The sequence below is a fragment of the Gaetbulibacter sp. M240 genome, assembly GCF_043876815.1.
Taxonomy (GTDB): Bacteria; Bacteroidota; Bacteroidia; order Flavobacteriales; family Flavobacteriaceae; genus Gaetbulibacter_A.
The window spans coordinates 315,741-332,915 of the sequence record NZ_JBAWKA010000001.1 but is presented as its reverse complement, the minus strand read 5'-3'; the positions used below and the strand labels follow the sequence as shown (position 1 = coordinate 332,915).

General features: G+C 35.7%; 18 protein-coding genes. 3 read left to right on the top strand and 15 right to left on the bottom strand.

Annotated features, from left to right (window positions below; translation table 11 throughout):
• Positions 1-7 precede the first annotated feature (7 nt).
• The 11 genes from nuoL to V8G61_RS01490 are packed head-to-tail and all read right to left on the bottom strand — an operon-like array spanning position 8 to position 9,761.
• The gene (gene nuoL / locus V8G61_RS01540) at positions 8-1,927 is read right to left on the bottom strand and encodes an NADH-quinone oxidoreductase subunit L (RefSeq protein ID WP_394873666.1); all 1,920 of its coding nucleotides are present in this window, start codon (positions 1,925-1,927) and stop codon (positions 8-10) included.
• 10 nt (positions 1,928-1,937) lie between these two features.
• Positions 1,938-2,255 (bottom strand): NADH-quinone oxidoreductase subunit NuoK, encoded by a 318-nt coding sequence (nuoK, locus tag V8G61_RS01535; RefSeq protein ID WP_394873665.1) that lies wholly within the window; start codon positions 2,253-2,255, stop codon positions 1,938-1,940.
• On the bottom strand, positions 2,252-2,776 hold the full coding sequence (locus tag V8G61_RS01530) for an NADH-quinone oxidoreductase subunit J (protein ID WP_394873664.1): 525 nt from the start codon (positions 2,774-2,776) through the stop codon (positions 2,252-2,254). Before V8G61_RS01530 ends, nuoK begins: the two co-directional genes overlap by 4 nt.
• Positions 2,777-2,780: 4 nt before the next feature.
• Positions 2,781-3,257 (bottom strand): 4Fe-4S binding protein, encoded by a 477-nt coding sequence (locus V8G61_RS01525; RefSeq protein ID WP_394873663.1) that lies wholly within the window; start codon positions 3,255-3,257, stop codon positions 2,781-2,783.
• Between the two features lie 5 nt (positions 3,258-3,262).
• Entirely contained in the window at positions 3,263-4,327 is a 1,065-nt protein-coding gene (nuoH, locus tag V8G61_RS01520) for an NADH-quinone oxidoreductase subunit NuoH (RefSeq protein ID WP_394873662.1), read from the bottom strand.
• 11 nt (positions 4,328-4,338) lie between these two features.
• Positions 4,339-5,460, bottom strand: a complete 1,122-nt coding sequence (locus tag V8G61_RS01515; protein ID WP_394873661.1) for an NADH-quinone oxidoreductase subunit D — start codon at positions 5,458-5,460, stop codon at positions 4,339-4,341.
• A gap of 6 nt (positions 5,461-5,466) precedes the next feature.
• Positions 5,467-5,928, bottom strand: a complete 462-nt coding sequence (locus V8G61_RS01510; RefSeq protein WP_394873660.1) for an NADH-quinone oxidoreductase subunit C — start codon at positions 5,926-5,928, stop codon at positions 5,467-5,469.
• 10 nt (positions 5,929-5,938) lie between these two features.
• Positions 5,939-6,532, bottom strand: a complete 594-nt coding sequence (locus V8G61_RS01505; RefSeq protein ID WP_394873659.1) for an NADH-quinone oxidoreductase subunit B — start codon at positions 6,530-6,532, stop codon at positions 5,939-5,941.
• Positions 6,523-6,873 (bottom strand): NADH-quinone oxidoreductase subunit A, encoded by a 351-nt coding sequence (locus tag V8G61_RS01500; protein ID WP_394873658.1) that lies wholly within the window; start codon positions 6,871-6,873, stop codon positions 6,523-6,525. Before V8G61_RS01500 ends, V8G61_RS01505 begins: the two co-directional genes overlap by 10 nt.
• Positions 6,874-6,889: 16 nt before the next feature.
• Complete coding sequence (locus tag V8G61_RS01495) at positions 6,890-7,903, bottom strand: 2-oxoacid:ferredoxin oxidoreductase subunit beta (RefSeq protein WP_394873657.1); 1,014 nt, start codon at positions 7,901-7,903, stop codon at positions 6,890-6,892.
• Positions 7,887-9,761: a 2-oxoacid:acceptor oxidoreductase subunit alpha gene (locus V8G61_RS01490; protein WP_394873656.1), complete on the bottom strand. Its 1,875-nt coding sequence runs from the start codon at positions 9,759-9,761 to the stop codon at positions 7,887-7,889. Before V8G61_RS01490 ends, V8G61_RS01495 begins: the two co-directional genes overlap by 17 nt.
• Positions 9,762-9,929: 168 nt before the next feature.
• On the opposite strand from V8G61_RS01490, the gene V8G61_RS01485 reads away from it, so the two are divergent.
• From V8G61_RS01485 to V8G61_RS01475, 3 genes are all read left to right on the top strand, one after another.
• Positions 9,930-10,280 (top strand): 4Fe-4S dicluster domain-containing protein, encoded by a 351-nt coding sequence (locus tag V8G61_RS01485; RefSeq protein WP_394873655.1) that lies wholly within the window; start codon positions 9,930-9,932, stop codon positions 10,278-10,280.
• Positions 10,281-10,607: 327 nt separating this feature from the next.
• Positions 10,608-14,138, top strand: a complete 3,531-nt coding sequence (nifJ, locus tag V8G61_RS01480) for a pyruvate:ferredoxin (flavodoxin) oxidoreductase (RefSeq protein ID WP_394873654.1) — start codon at positions 10,608-10,610, stop codon at positions 14,136-14,138.
• Positions 14,139-14,241: 103 nt separating this feature from the next.
• A complete protein-coding gene (locus V8G61_RS01475) occupies positions 14,242-14,619 on the top strand; it encodes a HEPN domain-containing protein (protein WP_394873653.1) in 378 nt (125 codons plus the stop codon).
• A gap of 92 nt (positions 14,620-14,711) precedes the next feature.
• On the opposite strand, the gene V8G61_RS01470 is transcribed toward V8G61_RS01475, so the two are convergent.
• The 4 genes from V8G61_RS01470 to V8G61_RS01455 all read right to left on the bottom strand — a co-directional run bounded on the left by V8G61_RS01470 (position 14,712) and on the right by V8G61_RS01455 (position 17,174).
• Positions 14,712-14,957, bottom strand: a complete 246-nt coding sequence (locus tag V8G61_RS01470) for a NifU family protein (RefSeq protein WP_394873652.1) — start codon at positions 14,955-14,957, stop codon at positions 14,712-14,714.
• A gap of 3 nt (positions 14,958-14,960) precedes the next feature.
• The gene (locus V8G61_RS01465; RefSeq protein ID WP_394873651.1) at positions 14,961-16,097 is read right to left on the bottom strand and encodes a P-loop NTPase; all 1,137 of its coding nucleotides are present in this window, start codon (positions 16,095-16,097) and stop codon (positions 14,961-14,963) included.
• Positions 16,098-16,206: 109 nt separating this feature from the next.
• On the bottom strand, positions 16,207-16,542 hold the full coding sequence (locus V8G61_RS01460) for an MGMT family protein (protein ID WP_394873650.1): 336 nt from the start codon (positions 16,540-16,542) through the stop codon (positions 16,207-16,209).
• A 2-nt stretch (positions 16,543-16,544) separates the two neighbouring features.
• Positions 16,545-17,174: a lysine transporter LysE gene (locus V8G61_RS01455; RefSeq protein WP_394873649.1), complete on the bottom strand. Its 630-nt coding sequence runs from the start codon at positions 17,172-17,174 to the stop codon at positions 16,545-16,547.
• Position 17,175 lies beyond the last annotated feature (1 nt).

The window sequence follows — 17,175 nt, the reverse complement described above, 5'->3', positions numbered from 1 at the left end:
TATTCAATTAGTTTGTCCATAAATAAATAAACACTATAGCAATAATGACAACTCCTGAAATAAATGCAAAAGCATAATCTTGAACTTTTCCAGATTGGAGTCCCTTTATTTTTTTTGATGTATTCACTGTGGTGTTTCCAATAAGGTTCATCGTTCCATCAACCACATGTCTATCGAACCATGCTGCTGGTGCAGAAACACATTTAAATAAAATCTTTTTTGTAACGAAAAGATAAATCTCATCAAAATAAAATTTATCATAAGACCATTTGTATAAGGGTCCAAACCCAATTGCAAATCTTTCTGATAATCTATTTTCTTTTTTATAGAAAACCCAGGCCAATAAAATTCCTATTAAACCAACACTAACAGCAACAGCGGCAAGCGGATAATTTAAATGGGCCTCAAAACCAGTACGATCTGGTGTTACAAATTCACTAAACGGTATAAATCCTCCAACAATACTTAATAGTGCCAATACTATTAAAGGAAATGTCATTGAAAGTGGAGAGTCATGGGGCCTATGTTTGTATTTTGTTTCCTTTCCCCAGAAAATACCAAAGTATAATCTAAACATATAGAAAGCCGTTAACCCGGCTACAAATACAGCTACTACATAGATAAGTTTGTTATGCTCAAAAGCAGCTGCTAAAATTTCATCTTTACTCCAAAAACCAGCAAATGGAGGAATCCCAGCAATTGCCAATGCAGCAATTAAAAAGGTAATATTGGTTATGGGCATGTACTTACGCAAATTACCCATATCGGTTATTAAATTACTATGAACCGCATGAATTACAGATCCTGCACCTAAAAATAATAAGGCCTTAAACATAGCGTGGGTAAACAAATGGAACATAGATGCCATATATCCTAAACCTTCATGACCTTCATAACCAGAAACACCTAGCGCCAACATCATATAACCTAATTGAGACATAGTTGAGAATGCTAAAACACGCTTTATATCAGTTTGAGTAATGGCTATTATCGCCGCAAACAGCGCCGAAAAAGCACCAACATAAGCAACGATATTAAGAGCGTATCCATCCTCAACGAAATAATACATAGGAAATAATCTTGCTACTAAATACACTCCAGCAACGACCATAGTAGCTGCATGAATTAAAGCTGAAACGGGTGTAGGACCTTCCATAGCATCTGGTAACCAAATATGTAATGGAAACATCGCCGATTTACCAGCACAACCAATAAAAATTAAAATTAAAGCCCAAGTTAATCCGGACAACCCCATAAAAGAGGTTGCTGCCCAATTTAAAATAGCACTTCCTTCCGGGTTATTCAGCGTTTCAAAATCATAAGTACCTGTGTAATAACCCACAATTAAGATGCCTATTAAAAACCCTAAATCGGCAAAACGCGTAACAATAAATGCTTTTTTAGCTGCAGATACGGCGGAAGGTTTTGTATAATAATAGCCTATCAATAAATAGGACGACACTCCTACTAATTCCCAAAAAATATAGATTTGAAAAAGGTTTGTTGCTAACACCAATCCGAACATTGAAAATGAAAAGAGACCTAAAAAAGCAAAGAATTTGGTATAACCATCATCCCCTTTCATATATCCTCGGCTATAAACATGTACCATCAAAGACACTATAGATACCACACACAGCATCATAACAGATATTGGGTCAATTAGGATTCCCATATCAATACTAAGCGTATCTGTAAAATTCATCCATGTCGTTCTTGCAGTCAATGTTTGATAAACACCACCAACTTTTCCGATTTCAAAAAAGTACTTATATCCTGCATAAAAAGACAATACTGCAGAAATTGTTAGTCCTAAAACCCCAATATATCCTGAAATCTTAGGTTTAATTTTTTGATTAAAAATTCCTAGTAGCAAGAAAACCAGCAGTGGAATTAAGGGTATTAATATGATATAAGTTAGATTCATATTTAAACTTTTAATATTTCATGTTTTCCGTGTCTTTTACTTCAACAGAACTGATTTGCCTGTACAGGTTTATTATTATAGATACCGCCAAAGCAGTTTCGGCAGCAGCAACAGCAATAATAAATAATGAAAAAACAACTCCTTGTAGCATATCCGGATATAGATATTTGTTAATAACAACAAAATTTACAACTGAAGCATTTAATATGAGTTCTATTGAAATTAAAATAGATATTAGGTTTTTTCTCGTCATGAAACCGTAGACCCCTATAAAAAATATGATTGAGGTGACGGTAAGTAGTTCGTATATGCTAACTCCAATAATCATAAAGGCTCATTGTTTTTAGTGGATAGTTTTTTCCCTTTTGCAATGACAATACTACCAATCATAGCAGCTAACAACAAAATACTAATGACTTCGAATGGCAATATAAATCCCCCCGCTTCAAAGCTTAACAGTCTAGAGCCTATATCTCCAGTTGTTGTTGTATTGGTGTTTTGTATAACATTAAAAGTATGATTGTAAATAGTGTATAAAAAAACGCCAAGCCCAATTAAACATGTCGAACCTATGAGTAGTTGTTTGGATCTCTTGGCTATTTCCAATTCCATTTCTATGTGATGCACTAATAAAACAGAAAATATTATAAGTACTACAATACCACCCGCATAGACAGTTAATTGAACGGCTGCCAGAAAATTATAATCGATTAAAAAATAAAATCCGGCTATCCCACAAAGGACAAACAATAAATAGATAACAGACCTCAGCATTTTTCTGCTTGACACAGAAGCCATTGCAAAAGCTACTACAATAACCGATAAAATGTAAAATATATATTTTTCCATAGCGCTAATCTTCTATTCCTGCTTTAACTTTAGAACTTGGTCTATTTAAAACTTTTGTAAGTTTTGTTCGGTCGTAAACAGAGTTCTCATAATTTTGAGCCCAAACAATGGCATCAGTTGGACAAGCTTCTATACATAAACCGCACATGGTACAAAGCCCTAAATGATAAATATGCTTATCGATTTTCTTTTTCTTTTTACCGGTTTCTTCATCGATCCCTCTATCCCAAATAATCTCAATACTTCCATTAGGGCAAGCAATTTCACATTTTTGACAACCTGTACACTGATGTTCATTATTTTCGTCATGTGGCATCACTACTTCTCCACGAAAGCGTTCAAACATTTTTAAAGTGTCTCTATTGTCTGGATATTGCTGTGTAATAGCTCCTTTCCGTGAATGTAAAAAGTACTTTCCAGTAACGCGCATGCCCGTAAGCAGTGTTTTTATTCCTTTATATATCTCTGAAAAATAACTCATCTTCCCTAAAAATTAATCGTTATGTTTAACCAAACAATTATTGCCATAACCACCAAGTTTACTAAGTTAATAGGCAACAAATATTTCCATTCCAAGGTCAGTAATTGGTCAACCCTTAATCTTGGAAAAGTCCACCTAAACCACATCATTAGAAACACTAAAACCAATGTTTTGCCTAAAAACCAAAAGACTCCTAACCACGGAACGGATTGAGTGATTCCAAAGGGAGACAACCAAGCTCCAAAAAAAATAGTAGTTGCGATAGCAGCTATAATAAACATGTTTATAAATTCTGCTAAAAAGAAATAGGCAAATTTCATTCCTGAGTATTCCGTATGAAAACCAGCCCCTAATTCAGACTCCGCCTCCACCATATCAAAAGGCGCTCGGTTGGTTTCGGCCGTTCCAGCAATCATATAAATCATAAAAGCAATAATTGCCGGGATATGCCCTTGAACAATTAGCCACCCATTTTTTTGAACCTCAACGATCTGAGACAATTGCAAGGTTCCCGTTAGTAATATCATCGTTAATAAGGACAACCCAATGGACAACTCATAGCTTATTGTTTGAACACCACTTCGCATGGCTCCGATTAGTGCAAATTTATTGTTACTACTCCATCCACCTAATAATATTCCAATCACACCAATAGAAGAGATCGCTATTAAAAAGAAGACACCAATATTTATGTCGAATGCCTGAAAACCTTGCGTAAAAGGAAAAATAGCTAAGGCCATTAGTGATGATATAATTACAAAGTAAGGTGCTAAATTGTATAAAAATTTATCTGCTTTAACAGTACCTGTCAACTCTTTTGAAACTAGTTTCAAAGCATCTGCCATGGTTTGAAATAATCCTAGTGGACCAACTCTATTAGGTCCAATTCGTAACTGAAACCAAGCAGCAACCCTTCTTTCAAGTAATACTAAGTAAAGTCCCGCCACTGCAAAAATTACGAGATAAATTAGAGCGACCAAAACCATGGCAGCAATACTAGCGACACTTTCCGGCATTAAGCTAACAAGCCAATCTTGTATAGTTTTGGTTATATTTAAAGCTATATTCATAGTGTTATATATTATCTATCAATATCAGGAATTACCAAGTCTAAAGTGGCCATACTTGCAACTAAATCTCCTATTTTCCCACCAACTGCTATATGATTTAGTAACGATAAATTTGAAAATCCTGGAGATCGAAATTTAAGTCGATATGGGTTTTTTGTTCCTGTACTAATGATATAGACTCCTAATTCTCCACGAGCTGTTTCTACCCGTTGGTAAAACTCTCCTTTTGGTAATTTGATAACTGCATTGGTAGTTACTTTGTGATCGCCATCTGGAATATTAACTATTAGTTGCTCTATTATAGCCAGAGACTCCCACATTTCTTGAATTCTAACAAGGTAACGGGCAAACGTATCCCCTTCTGTTTTTAAAGATTCCGTAAAAACTACACGATCGTATGCGCTGTAAGGATGATGCTTTCTTACATCACAAGAATATCCCGAACCTCGTCCTACGGGACCAGAAGCTCCAAAGGAAATAGCGTCTTCTTTTGATAATATTCCTACCCCTTTTGTTCTTTTTTGAAATATTACATTACCCGTTAGCAGTTCATCGTATTCTGGAAGTTTCGACTTAAAATGCGATACAAATTCTTTAGTTCTATTAACAAAATTTGGATGAATGTCGAACATCAGTCCGCCCGGGATATTATAATTCATTGTTAATCGGGCGCCACAAGTTTCCTCAAAAATATCATTGATCATTTCACGATCTCTAAAACCATAAAAATAGGTAGTCAAGGCGCCAACATCCATTCCCATAACGCCCCACCACAAACAATGGGATGCAATTCGAGTAAGCTCGCTTAGAATAGTTCTAACTACTTTTACCCGCTCAGGAACCTCAATTTCAAGTGCGTTTTCAACAGTTAAACAGACGGCCTCATTGTTAATGTGAGATGACAGATAATCCATTCTATCTGTTAAATGAACTATTTGCTGATAGCTATCACGTTCGCACATTTTTTCAATAGAACGATGTATATATCCTAAGTCTGGTTCTACTCTTTTAATGATTTCACCGTCGATAGTCAATATTAATCTTAGCACACCATGCGTCGCAGGGTGCTGAGGCCCCATATTAATAAAATATTCTTCAGATTTAAAGTTGTTATTAATAGTAACTGTTTCCATATTTACTTATTTGATAACCATATTAATATCATCGACATAATCCTTTCTCAGGGGAAATCCATCCCATTCATCTGTTAAAAACAATCGCTTTAAATTTGGATGATTATTGAATTTTATTCCGAAAAAATCAAAAACTTCGCGCTCATGAAATTCAGCAGTTCTCCATATATCACTTACTGTATCTATGATTGGATTTTCCCGGTCTTCAGTTTTCACTTTTACAACAACGATATGACGATACTTGGTAGATTCTAAATGATAGACGACACCTAATTCTGGTTCCCAGTCAACACCGCTTAAACAAAATAAATAATCAAAATACGTTTCAGGATTATTTTTTAATGCCGTCATTAAATGATGAAGCTGTTCTGGTTTTACGGAAATATTCAAAAATTGGGATGCTTCTTCAGAAAATTCTAAATCTGGAATCCAACTCCCTATTAAATCTTGTAACGCTTCGTTTTTCATAATTCCATTTTTATAGTCCTTCGTCAAACCCGTCTATAGGATTGTCTTTATGCTTCATGTTTTCTGTTCTAATTTTATCTTGAAGCATTAACATCCCTTCTAATAAAGCCTCCGGGCGAGGCGGACACCCAGGAACATAAACATCTACCGGAATTACATGGTCCGCTCCTTTAACAACAGAATATGTATTATAAAAAAAGGGGCCTCCAGAGATAGCACAAGCACCCATAGCAATAACATATTTTGGCTCTGCCATCTGGTCGTATAAACGACGTAAAACAGGCGCCATTTTATTAACAATGGTGCCTGCTATAATGATTAAATCTGCCTGCCTTGGGGAAGGACGTGCAACCTCAAAACCAAATCTCGAATAATCATGCCTTGCAGCTCCTGTTTGCATCATTTCAATCGCACAACAACTCGTGCCAAAATAAAGTGACCAAAGAGAATTTGATCGCCCCCAGTTGATTATTTTATCCAATGAAGTAACAATGACGTTCGCTCCATTTCCGGCAGGAATTACCTTTCCCGGGAAATTTTTTGGAAATTTATGATCCCTGTCTTGAACCTCCGATAGATACCTTTTTTTGTCTTCTACTCCCATTTTAATGCTCCTTTTTTCCATGCATACAATAACCCTAATCCTAATATTAAAAGGAATATGACTACTTCGATTAAAGCCACAAACCCTACATCCTTAAACACAACAGCCCAAGGAACCAAAAATGCCACTTCCACATCAAAAATTAAGAATAGAATAGCGAACAAATAATAGCCTACTTTAAATTGAACCCAAGTAGGGCCTTTGGTTACCATACCGCTTTCATAAGGTTCGCGCTTTTGTGGATTATCGGATTTATGTGATATTAAGTTCGACAAAAAATTTGCCCCAGCAACTAATACGACGCCCGCGATAAAAAATACAATGATAGCCTCTGAACCCATTTAACTACGTTTTTATTTATTTAATTTCATAAGTGTCTCCCGAGAAAAACAAATCATCTGTTTTCCTAAATTTTGATCTAGATTTAACCTCTGCCGTTAATGAATCTTCTCGTTCTTCTAAAGTGACATCTTCAAAACTTCTAATGATACCTGTTACCAATGGATATTCGAGTCTAACTAACATTTGGTGCAAAGTGGGGTCTTGCTCTTTTGCGTCATGGACTAATAAATCTTCCTCTTTCACCCCGTTTTCGCCAATAGTCACAACTTCTAATTTCAGACGGTTTAAAACAAGCCCTTTGTCTCTATTCTTGCCAAAAATCATTGGCTTACCATGTTCAACAAATAATTGTTTGTCTTCTCGGACGTTTTTATCCGTGTATTTAGTAAAACAACTATCATTAAAAATGACACAGTTTTGAAGCACTTCAATTAAGGAAGTTCCTTTAAACTTTTCGGCATCAATAAACATTTGTGACATTTCTTTTGGTGTATTTCCTCCAATTCTTCCGAAAAACCGAGCTTGCGCTCCTAAGGCTAATTCACCAGGTGAAAATGGTGGTTGTGTATTTCCGTAAGGTGATGATTTTGTTTTCTGACCTATTAATGAGGTTGGCGAAAATTGGCCCTTTGTTAAACCATAAATTTCATTATTAAAGAGTATAATGTTTAAATTTATATTTCGCCGTAATACATGTATAAAATGGTTTCCTCCAATAGCCATGGAATCGCCATCGCCAGTAATAACCCAAACACTTAGATTAGGGTTAGCCAATTTTACACCAGTAGCAATAGCAGGTGCTCTACCATGAATACTATGTATACCATAAGTATTCATATAATACGGAAACCTCGATGAGCATCCAATTCCAGAAATAAAGACCACATCCTCCTTTTTTACACCCATTTCTGGGAGCGCTTTTTGCATAGATCGAAGTATGACATAATCATCACATCCCGGACACCATCTTACTTCCTGATTACTTTCAAAATCTTTATACGTATATTTATTTTCAATTATTGCTTCCATGGTATTCAACTAATTGTTTAAATGTTTCAATTAATTCCCTGTTTCCGAATGGTAATCCTTGTATTTTATTAAATTGAGATAAATTCAATCCATTAAAATTCATTTTTAATACTTTGGCAAACTGGCCATTATTTAATTCGCAAACCACAATTTTTTTGAATTTTCTTAAAACTGCTTCCGTGTTTTTAGGTAGTGGATTTATATATTTAAAGTGTGCGTATCCTATATTCTTATAGCCTAATTCATTAATATGCTTAACTGCTGAATGCAGAGACCCATAAGTACCTCCCCAGCCTACTACTAATAAATCACCACTAGTCGCAAACTCAGTAGTTAAATCTGGTATATAATTTTGAACTCTTTTGATTTTTTCGGCTCGAATTTTGGTCATGTATTCATGATTTTCTGGAACATATGATACATTACCACTTACTTTATCTTTTTCTAATCCACCTAAACGATGCTCTAAACCTTTCGTTCCAGGTAGAGGCCATTTCCTGGCTAGTGTTTTTTCATCTCTATCATAAGGATGCCACTCATCTACTGCTTCTTTTATAATATTGTTCTTAATTTCGGGCATCTCATTAACACTTTTAATTTTCCATGGTGCTGAACCATTAGCTATGTATCCATCTGTTAGGAGTATAACCGGGGTCATGTGTTCTATTGTAAGTTTGGCGGCTTCATAAGCCATATCAAAGCAATTACCAGGTGTACTTGCTGCTAAAACAATTACAGGGCTTTCACCATTTCTACCATATAGTGCTTGCAATAGATCAGATTGCTCTGTTTTGGTTGGCAATCCTGTAGAAGGCCCTCCTCGTTGCACATTAACAACTACTAAAGGTGTCTCAATCATCATAGCCAATCCTATAGCTTCACCTTTTAATGCTAGCCCTGGACCTGAAGTTGTTGTTATGGCCAAATCGCCTGCAAATGAGGCCCCTATTGCAGATGTGATTCCTGCTATTTCATCTTCAGCCTGAAATGCTTTTACACCAAAATGTTTATGTTTTACTAATTCATGTAAAATATCTGTTGCTGGGGTAATGGGATAAGAGCCCAAAAATAATTCCAATCCTGATTTTTCAGCAGCTGCCAAAAAGCCCCATGCTGTTGCGGCATTACCCATAATAATTCTGTAGGTACCACTTGGCATTTTAGCTGGCGAAATAGTATATGCATTGGGAATCAATTCCAATGTTTCCGCAAAATAAAAACCTGTATTAAGTACTTTAGTATTTGCTTCAATGACATGTGGTTTCGCTTTAAATTTTTTATTCAAAAATTCTATAGTATGGTTTGTTGATCTATTATACATCCAATAAACCATACCTAAAGCAAACATGTTTTTTGTTCGGTTAATTTCTTTATTATCTAAACCTTCAATATCTTTTAAGGCCTCCTTCGTTAACGAGGACATGGCTACTTGAATTACTCTGTAGTTATCTAAACTCCCATCTTCTAATGGGTTTGAAGTGTATTGTGCTTTTTCTATATTTTTCTTAGTGAAGGCGTCTGTATCGACAATAATTGTATGACCTGGTTTTACAGCGTATAAATTTGTTTTTAACCCTGCAGGATTCATGGCAACTAACAAATCCAATTCATCACCTGGTGTACTTATTTCAACACTTCCGATATGTACTTGATAGCCGGAAACACCGTATAAACTTCCTTGTGGAGCTCTAATTTCGGAGGGATAATTTGGAAATGTTGCTATGTCATTTCCAAACATAGCGGAGGTATCTGTAAACTGGGTTCCTGTTAATTGCATGCCATCGCCGGAATCACCAACAAATCTTATAATAACAGCTTCAAGGATTTCTGGCTGATGTTTTAATTGCTTTGTTACCATAACTTGATAATTTAAAAAACGCAACGCAATGAATTTGACAAAGAATTCACTGCCCTATAATACCCAAATGTAATATCACTTTTTAATTCTAAATATGACTTTTATCACATAATCCCAGCAAAATGTATTTTATTTTTACAAATATTAATTCTTATAAATTGATAAATAATGGCAATAATAATAACAGATGAATGCATTAATTGCGACGCATGTATTGCTGAATGTCCGAATAATGCAATCTACGAACCAGATCAAGAATGGTCATATTCTGACGGAACAGAACTAAGTGGCGACGTAAAACTTTTAAATGGTGATGAGGTAGATGCCGACGAAATGAACGCCCCTATTTCTGATGAATTTTATTTCATTGTACCAGATAAATGCACTGAGTGTAAAGGATTTCATGATGAACCGCAATGTGCATCCGTATGTCCTGTTGATTGTTGTATACCTGATGAAAATCATGTAGAAACCGAAGACACATTATTAAAGAAAAAAGTTTGGTTGCATGCCGTGTAATTTTCAAAACCATAATTTTTAATAATTAGAATTTCTATTCTGTACTAAATTTCTAATTTCAATAATTAAGGTTAAACGCAATATCTGAGGGTTTCATGATTTTATGAAACCCTCAGATATTTTTTTTTAATTATCCCTTCCACATGACAATTGTCATAAATTATGAACTAATTCATATTTAAATTTATAGTCAATTTACTTAAATGACCTGAAGGTTTTGGTCTTTAATAAAAATCTTGTTAGGTCTACACGCGATTAGATATTTTACAAAGAGTCTGAAATAGGACCTTTTTGTGAATTTTATTTTATTTAACAAGATAACCTATTATGAAAAAAGATTTTCCAAAACTAATTTGTGATGCTAATGAGGCTGTTGCTAGAGTTGCACATAAAACAAATGAGGTATGCGCTATTTACCCCATAACACCCGCATCACCTATGGGCGAGCACGTCGATGTTTATAGCTCAAAAGGACAGAAAAATATTTGGGATAATGTCCCTAGAATTGTTGAAATGCAGAGTGAAGGTGGTGCTGCGGGAGCCGTTCATGGTTCTTTGCAAGCAGGCGCATTAACAACCACATTTACAGCATCACAGGGGTTATTGTTAATGATACCTAATATGTACAAAATGGCAGGTGAATTATTACCAACTGTAATACACGTAGCCGCAAGAACCGTTGCCACACATGCACTTTCAATTTTTGGTGACCATTCCGATGTTATGGCTACCAGGCAAACTGGATTCTCCATGTTATTTGGAGGATCTGTACAAGAGGCTCAAGATTTTGCGCTTATTTCTCAGGTTGCAACATTAAAATCTAGGGTGCCTTTTCTGAATATTTTTGATGGTTTCCGAACCTCTCATGAGATTTCAAAAATAGATGGCATTTCTGATGATACTATTGAAGCCATGATGCCAGAAGACGCTATTATGGATCACAAAAAACGCTCGCTTGACCCAGATCATCCAGTCATTAGAGGAACCTCTCAAAACCCGGATGTATTCTTCCAAGCAAGAGAAGCTGCTAATACGTTTTACGAAAAAGTTCCTGGTATTGTTGAGGAAACAATGAATGAATTCTACAAACATACGGGTCGTAAATACAGCTTATTCTATTATGAAGGTCACCCAAAAGCAGAACGTGTTATCATACTCATGGGATCTGGCGAAGGTGCTGCACGAGAAACTGTCGAAGCCATGGTGAAAAACGGAGAAAAAGTAGGGGTCATATTTGTGCGCTTATTTAGACCATTTTCAATAAAACACTTTGTTAATGAGTTGCCAGAAACCGTTAAAAAAATTGCTGTTCTTGATAGAACGAAAGAACCGGGAAGTGTTGGTGAACCGTTATACCAAGATGTTGTTACCGCATTAATTGAAAGTGACAGAGAGGTGCCTATTGTGGTTGGTGGCCGTTACGGCTTATCTTCAAAAGAGTTTACACCTAAAATGGTTAAAGGGGTTTATGATGAATTATTAGATGACCAACCAAAAAATCACTTTACCGTTGGTATTAATGACGATGTTACTTTTTTAAGTTTACCAATTGACGAATCTTTTATAATAGAACGGCATACCATTAATTGCATGTTCTATGGATTAGGGTCTGATGGTACTGTCGGAGCTAACAAAAACTCCATCAAAATTATTGGTGATACTACAGATAATTTTGTGCAAGGTTACTTTGTTTATGACTCTAAAAAGGCTGGAGCTCAAACCATTTCTCACTTACGCTTTGGTCCAAAACCAATATACTCCTCATATTTAATTGATAAAGCGGATTTTATTGCGAGTCATCAATATAAGTTTATTAAAAAGTATAACATGTTAGCTGATTTAAAACATGGGGGTACATTCTTATTAAACTCGCCGTATTCTAAAGATGATATATGGAATCATTTACCCAAAAGAATTCAGAAAGAAATTATTGAAAAAGAAGTTAATTTCTATGTTATTGATGCCACCAAAGTAGCAGACGAATCAAATCTTGGTAAACGTACCAATACCGTATTACAAACCTGTTTCTTTGCTATTTCAGGAATTTTACCAAAAGATGAAGCCATCCAACGAATAAAAGATGCTATTGTAAAATCCTATTCTCATAAAGGAGATAGAATAGTTAAAATGAATTTTACTGCTGTTGATAATTCTCTTGCTAATCTCCAACAAGTAGATTATCCAAAAGAAGTGACTAGTGAAAGACATTTAGAAACCGCCATGCACAATGCGCCTGATGGTTTTGTTACTGAGGTGTTAGAAAAAATATTAGGTGGATTTGGAGATGAACTACCTGTAAGTGCATTTCCTGTAGACGGTACTTTCCCAACAGGAACCACACAATTTGAAAAAAGCGGTATTGCTGATACAGTTCCCGTTTGGGATGACATAGATTTATGTACACAATGTAATAAGTGTGTTGCTATTTGTCCACATGCCGCCATAAGAGCAAAAGTTGTTAGAAATGATGAATTCTCAGATGCTCCGTTATCGTTAAAATATGCGCCAGCAAAGGGAAGACCTTTCAATAAAGATGAAGAATCTTATGTGCTACAAGTTTCTCCTCAAGACTGCACAGGTTGTGACCTTTGTGTTGCTGTTTGTCCTGCAGTAAGTAAAGAATATCCTGACTATAAAGCTATCAACATGCATAAAAAGCTTGAAGTAGAAGCTATAGAAAATGTAAACTGGGATTATTTTATTGATTTACCTGATTATAACAGAACAGAGTTACAAATAACAAACGTTAAAGGATCACAATTTCTTGAGCCGTTATTTGAATTCTCAGGAGCGTGTTCTGGTTGCGGTGAAACACCATATATTAAATTACTAACACAACTTTATGGCGATAGTATATTGATTGCAAACGCCACAGGCTGCTCTTCAATTTATGGCGGAAATTTACCAACAACACCTTATAAAACTAATGAATTTGGTCGTGGCCCTGCTTGGGCTAATTCATTATTTGAAGACAATGCTGAATTTGGTTTAGGTATGAAATTAGCTTTAAGTAAGAAACAAGAAATTGCAGTAAACTTACTTAAATCGATTGAAAATGAAGTTGGAAAAGACTTGGTTGATGCGATTTTAAATAATCCTGAAAAAACGGAAGCTGAGAAAGAAGAAAACTTCAAAAATTTAGACAAATTAAAAATCAAACTAGCGAATATCGATCATAAAAATGCCAAAAAATTATCTCAATTAACCGAATACCTACGTAAAAAATCTGTATGGATTTTAGGTGGAGATGGTTGGGCTTATGATATAGGGTTTGGAGGTGTAGATCACATCTTAGCTACAGGAGAGGACATCAACATTATGGTATTAGACACAGAAGTGTATTCAAACACAGGTGGTCAAACATCTAAAGCGACACCAATGGGAGCAAGTGCGAAATTCTCAGTTTCTGGAAAACGCACCAGCAAGAAAAGTTTGGCGTTGCAAGCCGTTTCATATGAAAATGTGTATGTAGCTCAAATCGCTATAGGTGCCAAAGATCTTCAAACTCTTAAAGCTATTGAAGAAGCTGAAGCCTACCCTGGACCATCGATAATAATTGCTTATTCGCATTGTGGTGAACATGGATATGATTTAGCTCATGGTGCATCACAGCAAGAAAAAGCTGTAGAAAGTGGTTATTGGCCATTATTTAGATTTGATCCCTCTAAGCCAAAAGGCAAGAAATTTAAACTAGATTCCAAAGCACCTTCAATACCACTAAAAGATTTTATGTACAATGAAACACGCTTTTCAAGAGTGGTTAAAGACAATGCCGAACTAGGGGCTAAACTTCTTGAGCAAGCTCAAACTGAAGTTAATTCTAAATGGGAACGTTTAGAACTTTATAGAGATATGTAAACATAACTTAAGGTTATGTATAAATTTAAAAGCCATTCTCCATACTACGATTAAAGTATGGAGAATGTATACTAGTAATTACTAATCATTAATTAATTTTATTATGGAAACAGAAGCCATAAAATTCTTTGTTAAAGCTTCTCAAAAACTGAACCAAGCCAATAGAGAATTATTTAAACCAGAAGAAGATATTGTGACTTATTTAGTTTGCAAAAATTCTCAGTCTGCTATAGAGAATTACTTAAAAGGCTATCTTGTAAAAAAAGGTTTTAACCCTAGTCAATACAAAACCATAGATAGTCTGTACGAACAATGTAAAAGGATAAATAAAGATTTTGAAAAAGTTGATTTAGTGGACTTTAGTTGTAAGTCTTCTCCTGATTTAGAAACAAAATTTTGCAATAATGTTTCAAAAGTTAACGAGTGCTTTGATGCAGCAGATAGTCTAGATACGTTTCTCAAAAGAGAAAAAATTATTTAATTTAAATTTATTTGATTAAATAATAAATTTTAGATGTGTGTGTCTTTTGGTTAATTCATTTTTTAACCAATTAGCATCGTTATGATTTTAAATTAATCAATAATATTTACAACCTGTTCGATCTGAGGTGCATACTTCTTAATCGTCATTTCCACACCTGATTTCAAGGTCATTTGATTCACGCTACAACCTACACAGGCTCCTTGCAACTGTACTTTTACAAGCGTATCGTTTTCTTCAATAGCTAACAAGGAGATATCTCCACCATCACTTTGTAAGAACGGGCGAATCTCATCCAGAGCTTTTTCAACGTTTAGTTTAACTTCTTCTGAGGTCATATCTTATTTTTTTACTGCTGAACAGCCAGCCATCGTTGTGATTTTTATTGCTTCAGTTGGCGGTAGATCTTCATTTCTTCGAACCACTTCTTCCACTACTTTTTTGGTTAGGGCTTCAAAAGCCTCTTCCAAAGGTGTTCCTGTTTGTAATCCTGCAGGTCGGCCTGCATCACCCGCTTCCCTGATACTTTGAACTAATGGAATACCACCTAAAAACGGTACTTTAAGATCTTCAGCCAAATTTTTTGCACCATCTTTACCAAATATAAAATATTTGTTTTCAGGTAATTCTGCAGGTGTAAAGTAGGCCATATTTTCAACTATTCCTAACACCGGAACATTAATACTTTCCTGTTGGAACATGGCTACACCTTTTTGAGCATCTGCCAGAGCCACATTTTGAGGTGTACTTACTACAACCGCACCTGTTATTGGAAGTGATTGCATAATACTTAAATGAATATCACCTGTTCCAGGAGGCAGATCGACCAATAAAAAATCTAGTGTATCCCAGGCCGCGTCAAAGATCATTTGGTTTAAGGCTTTAGCAGCCATCGGTCCACGCCAAACCACAGCTTGATTAGGCTGAGTAAAAAATCCTATAGAAAGGATCTTCACACCATAATTTTCAATAGGTTTCATTTTTGATTTCCCATCTACATTTACGGCTAAAGGTTTTTCGTTGGCTACATCGAACATGATCGGCATGGAAGGCCCATAAATATCGGCATCTAACACACCTACTTTAAACCCCATTTTTGCCAAGGTTACTGCCAAATTAGCCGTCATAGTGGATTTACCAACGCCACCTTTACCTGAGGCTACAGCAATTATATTAGTGATGCCGGGAATCGGTTTTCCTTTTATGGTATTCGATTTTGGTTTAGCCGGAGCTTCAACCGTAATGTTCGTTTTAACTTTGGCCTTCTGATAAACCTCATCATGGATGGTCTTTAATATATCGACTTCAGTACGTTTCTTAGCCTGTAAACTGGGGTTTTTGATCGTGATGTCTACGATAACTTCATCTCCAAAAACATTAACATTTTTTACAGCACCACTTTCAATCATATTCTGACCTTCACCAGGTACTGTAATCGTTTCTAAAGCTTTTAAAATGTCTTGTTTATTTAGTTTCATGTATTAAGATTAATTCTAAATAGCAAAGATAACTAATATCAATGTAAGGGACATGATTCCTTTAAGAAGATTTAACAATTGAAGGATTGAATTTATTTATGTCGCCCTTTCAAGGGTTTAAAGCTTCAGAAGGATCCCAAAAAACCTCCTTAAAATCTTGAATTTGATTATCTATAACGACTATACCTTCACTCTCCAGAAGTTGTTGCATGAGGTTGGTTCCTTCAAAATGATGTTTCCCTGTAAGCAGACCTTTACGATTAACCACCCGATGCGCAGGAACATCTTTAGAATGCGAGGCATTCATAGCATAACCTACCATTCTCGCACTTTTTGCTGCCCCTAAATACCGGGCAATAGCCCCGTAACTGGTAACCCGGCCGTATGGAACAAGACGCACCACTTCGTGAACTCTTTCAAAAAATGAAATTGAATCTTCAGTCATCTTTAAAGATCCTTCAAAATATTAAAAAGTGTGATCATCGCAATAACACCGGTTATCGCACCAATACTGTAGTTCATATTCTTTTGTGAAGCTATAGGTTTGGTGCCGATTTTATCGAAAAAAAACATATAAATATACAACATCACGAAAGTTCCCATGCCTGCTCCCGCCACATAGGATGCTATGCTAAGCTTCTCAAAATTCAGTAAACCAACGGAAGCTAAAGTAAGTGTCATATACGCATGATAAGGGATAGGAAACATATTGATTGCCGACATGAACATGCCTTGAAAAAAGCGACTGTGCTTACTTTTTATTTTGGGCTGAAGCTGCGAACTTGGTTGAGCCTTGGCAATAAAGAAGAAGTACACCGTAATCAAAACAAAAATAACGAAAGCTACCCGCTGAAGAATATGGATGACCTCTGGATGTTGACTTAAATATTTGGCAAAAATAGCCGCAATTGCAGTTTGACCCAAAACAACCAAACATACCCCAACTGAAAATAACACACCACGGACATGCCCTTCTTTTAAACTGATTTTTGCAGCTGTCATGTTCAAAAGCCCGGGAGGTATTACACCAATAAGTGCTACTATTAAACCGGTAAAAAAGACCAAGGTAATATTCACA

Coding starts and splice junctions, on each gene's coding strand:
- nuoL (WP_394873666.1), bottom strand. CDS start 1,927: ATGAATCTAACTTATATCATATTAATACCCTTAATTCCACTGCTGGTT.
- nuoK (WP_394873665.1), bottom strand. CDS start 2,255: ATGATTATTGGAGTTAGCATATACGAACTACTTACCGTCACCTCAATC.
- V8G61_RS01530 (WP_394873664.1), bottom strand. CDS start 2,776: ATGGAAAAATATATATTTTACATTTTATCGGTTATTGTAGTAGCTTTT.
- V8G61_RS01525 (WP_394873663.1), bottom strand. CDS start 3,257: ATGAGTTATTTTTCAGAGATATATAAAGGAATAAAAACACTGCTTACG.
- nuoH (WP_394873662.1), bottom strand. CDS start 4,327: ATGAATATAGCTTTAAATATAACCAAAACTATACAAGATTGGCTTGTT.
- V8G61_RS01515 (WP_394873661.1), bottom strand. CDS start 5,460: ATGGAAACAGTTACTATTAATAACAACTTTAAATCTGAAGAATATTTT.
- V8G61_RS01510 (WP_394873660.1), bottom strand. CDS start 5,928: ATGAAAAACGAAGCGTTACAAGATTTAATAGGGAGTTGGATTCCAGAT.
- V8G61_RS01505 (WP_394873659.1), bottom strand. CDS start 6,532: ATGGGAGTAGAAGACAAAAAAAGGTATCTATCGGAGGTTCAAGACAGG.
- V8G61_RS01500 (WP_394873658.1), bottom strand. CDS start 6,873: ATGGGTTCAGAGGCTATCATTGTATTTTTTATCGCGGGCGTCGTATTA.
- V8G61_RS01495 (WP_394873657.1), bottom strand. CDS start 7,903: ATGGAAGCAATAATTGAAAATAAATATACGTATAAAGATTTTGAAAGT.
- V8G61_RS01490 (WP_394873656.1), bottom strand. CDS start 9,761: ATGGTAACAAAGCAATTAAAACATCAGCCAGAAATCCTTGAAGCTGTT.
- V8G61_RS01485 (WP_394873655.1), top strand. CDS start 9,930: ATGGCAATAATAATAACAGATGAATGCATTAATTGCGACGCATGTATT.
- nifJ (WP_394873654.1), top strand. CDS start 10,608: ATGAAAAAAGATTTTCCAAAACTAATTTGTGATGCTAATGAGGCTGTT.
- V8G61_RS01475 (WP_394873653.1), top strand. CDS start 14,242: ATGGAAACAGAAGCCATAAAATTCTTTGTTAAAGCTTCTCAAAAACTG.
- V8G61_RS01470 (WP_394873652.1), bottom strand. CDS start 14,957: ATGACCTCAGAAGAAGTTAAACTAAACGTTGAAAAAGCTCTGGATGAG.
- V8G61_RS01465 (WP_394873651.1), bottom strand. CDS start 16,097: ATGAAACTAAATAAACAAGACATTTTAAAAGCTTTAGAAACGATTACA.
- V8G61_RS01460 (WP_394873650.1), bottom strand. CDS start 16,542: ATGACTGAAGATTCAATTTCATTTTTTGAAAGAGTTCACGAAGTGGTG.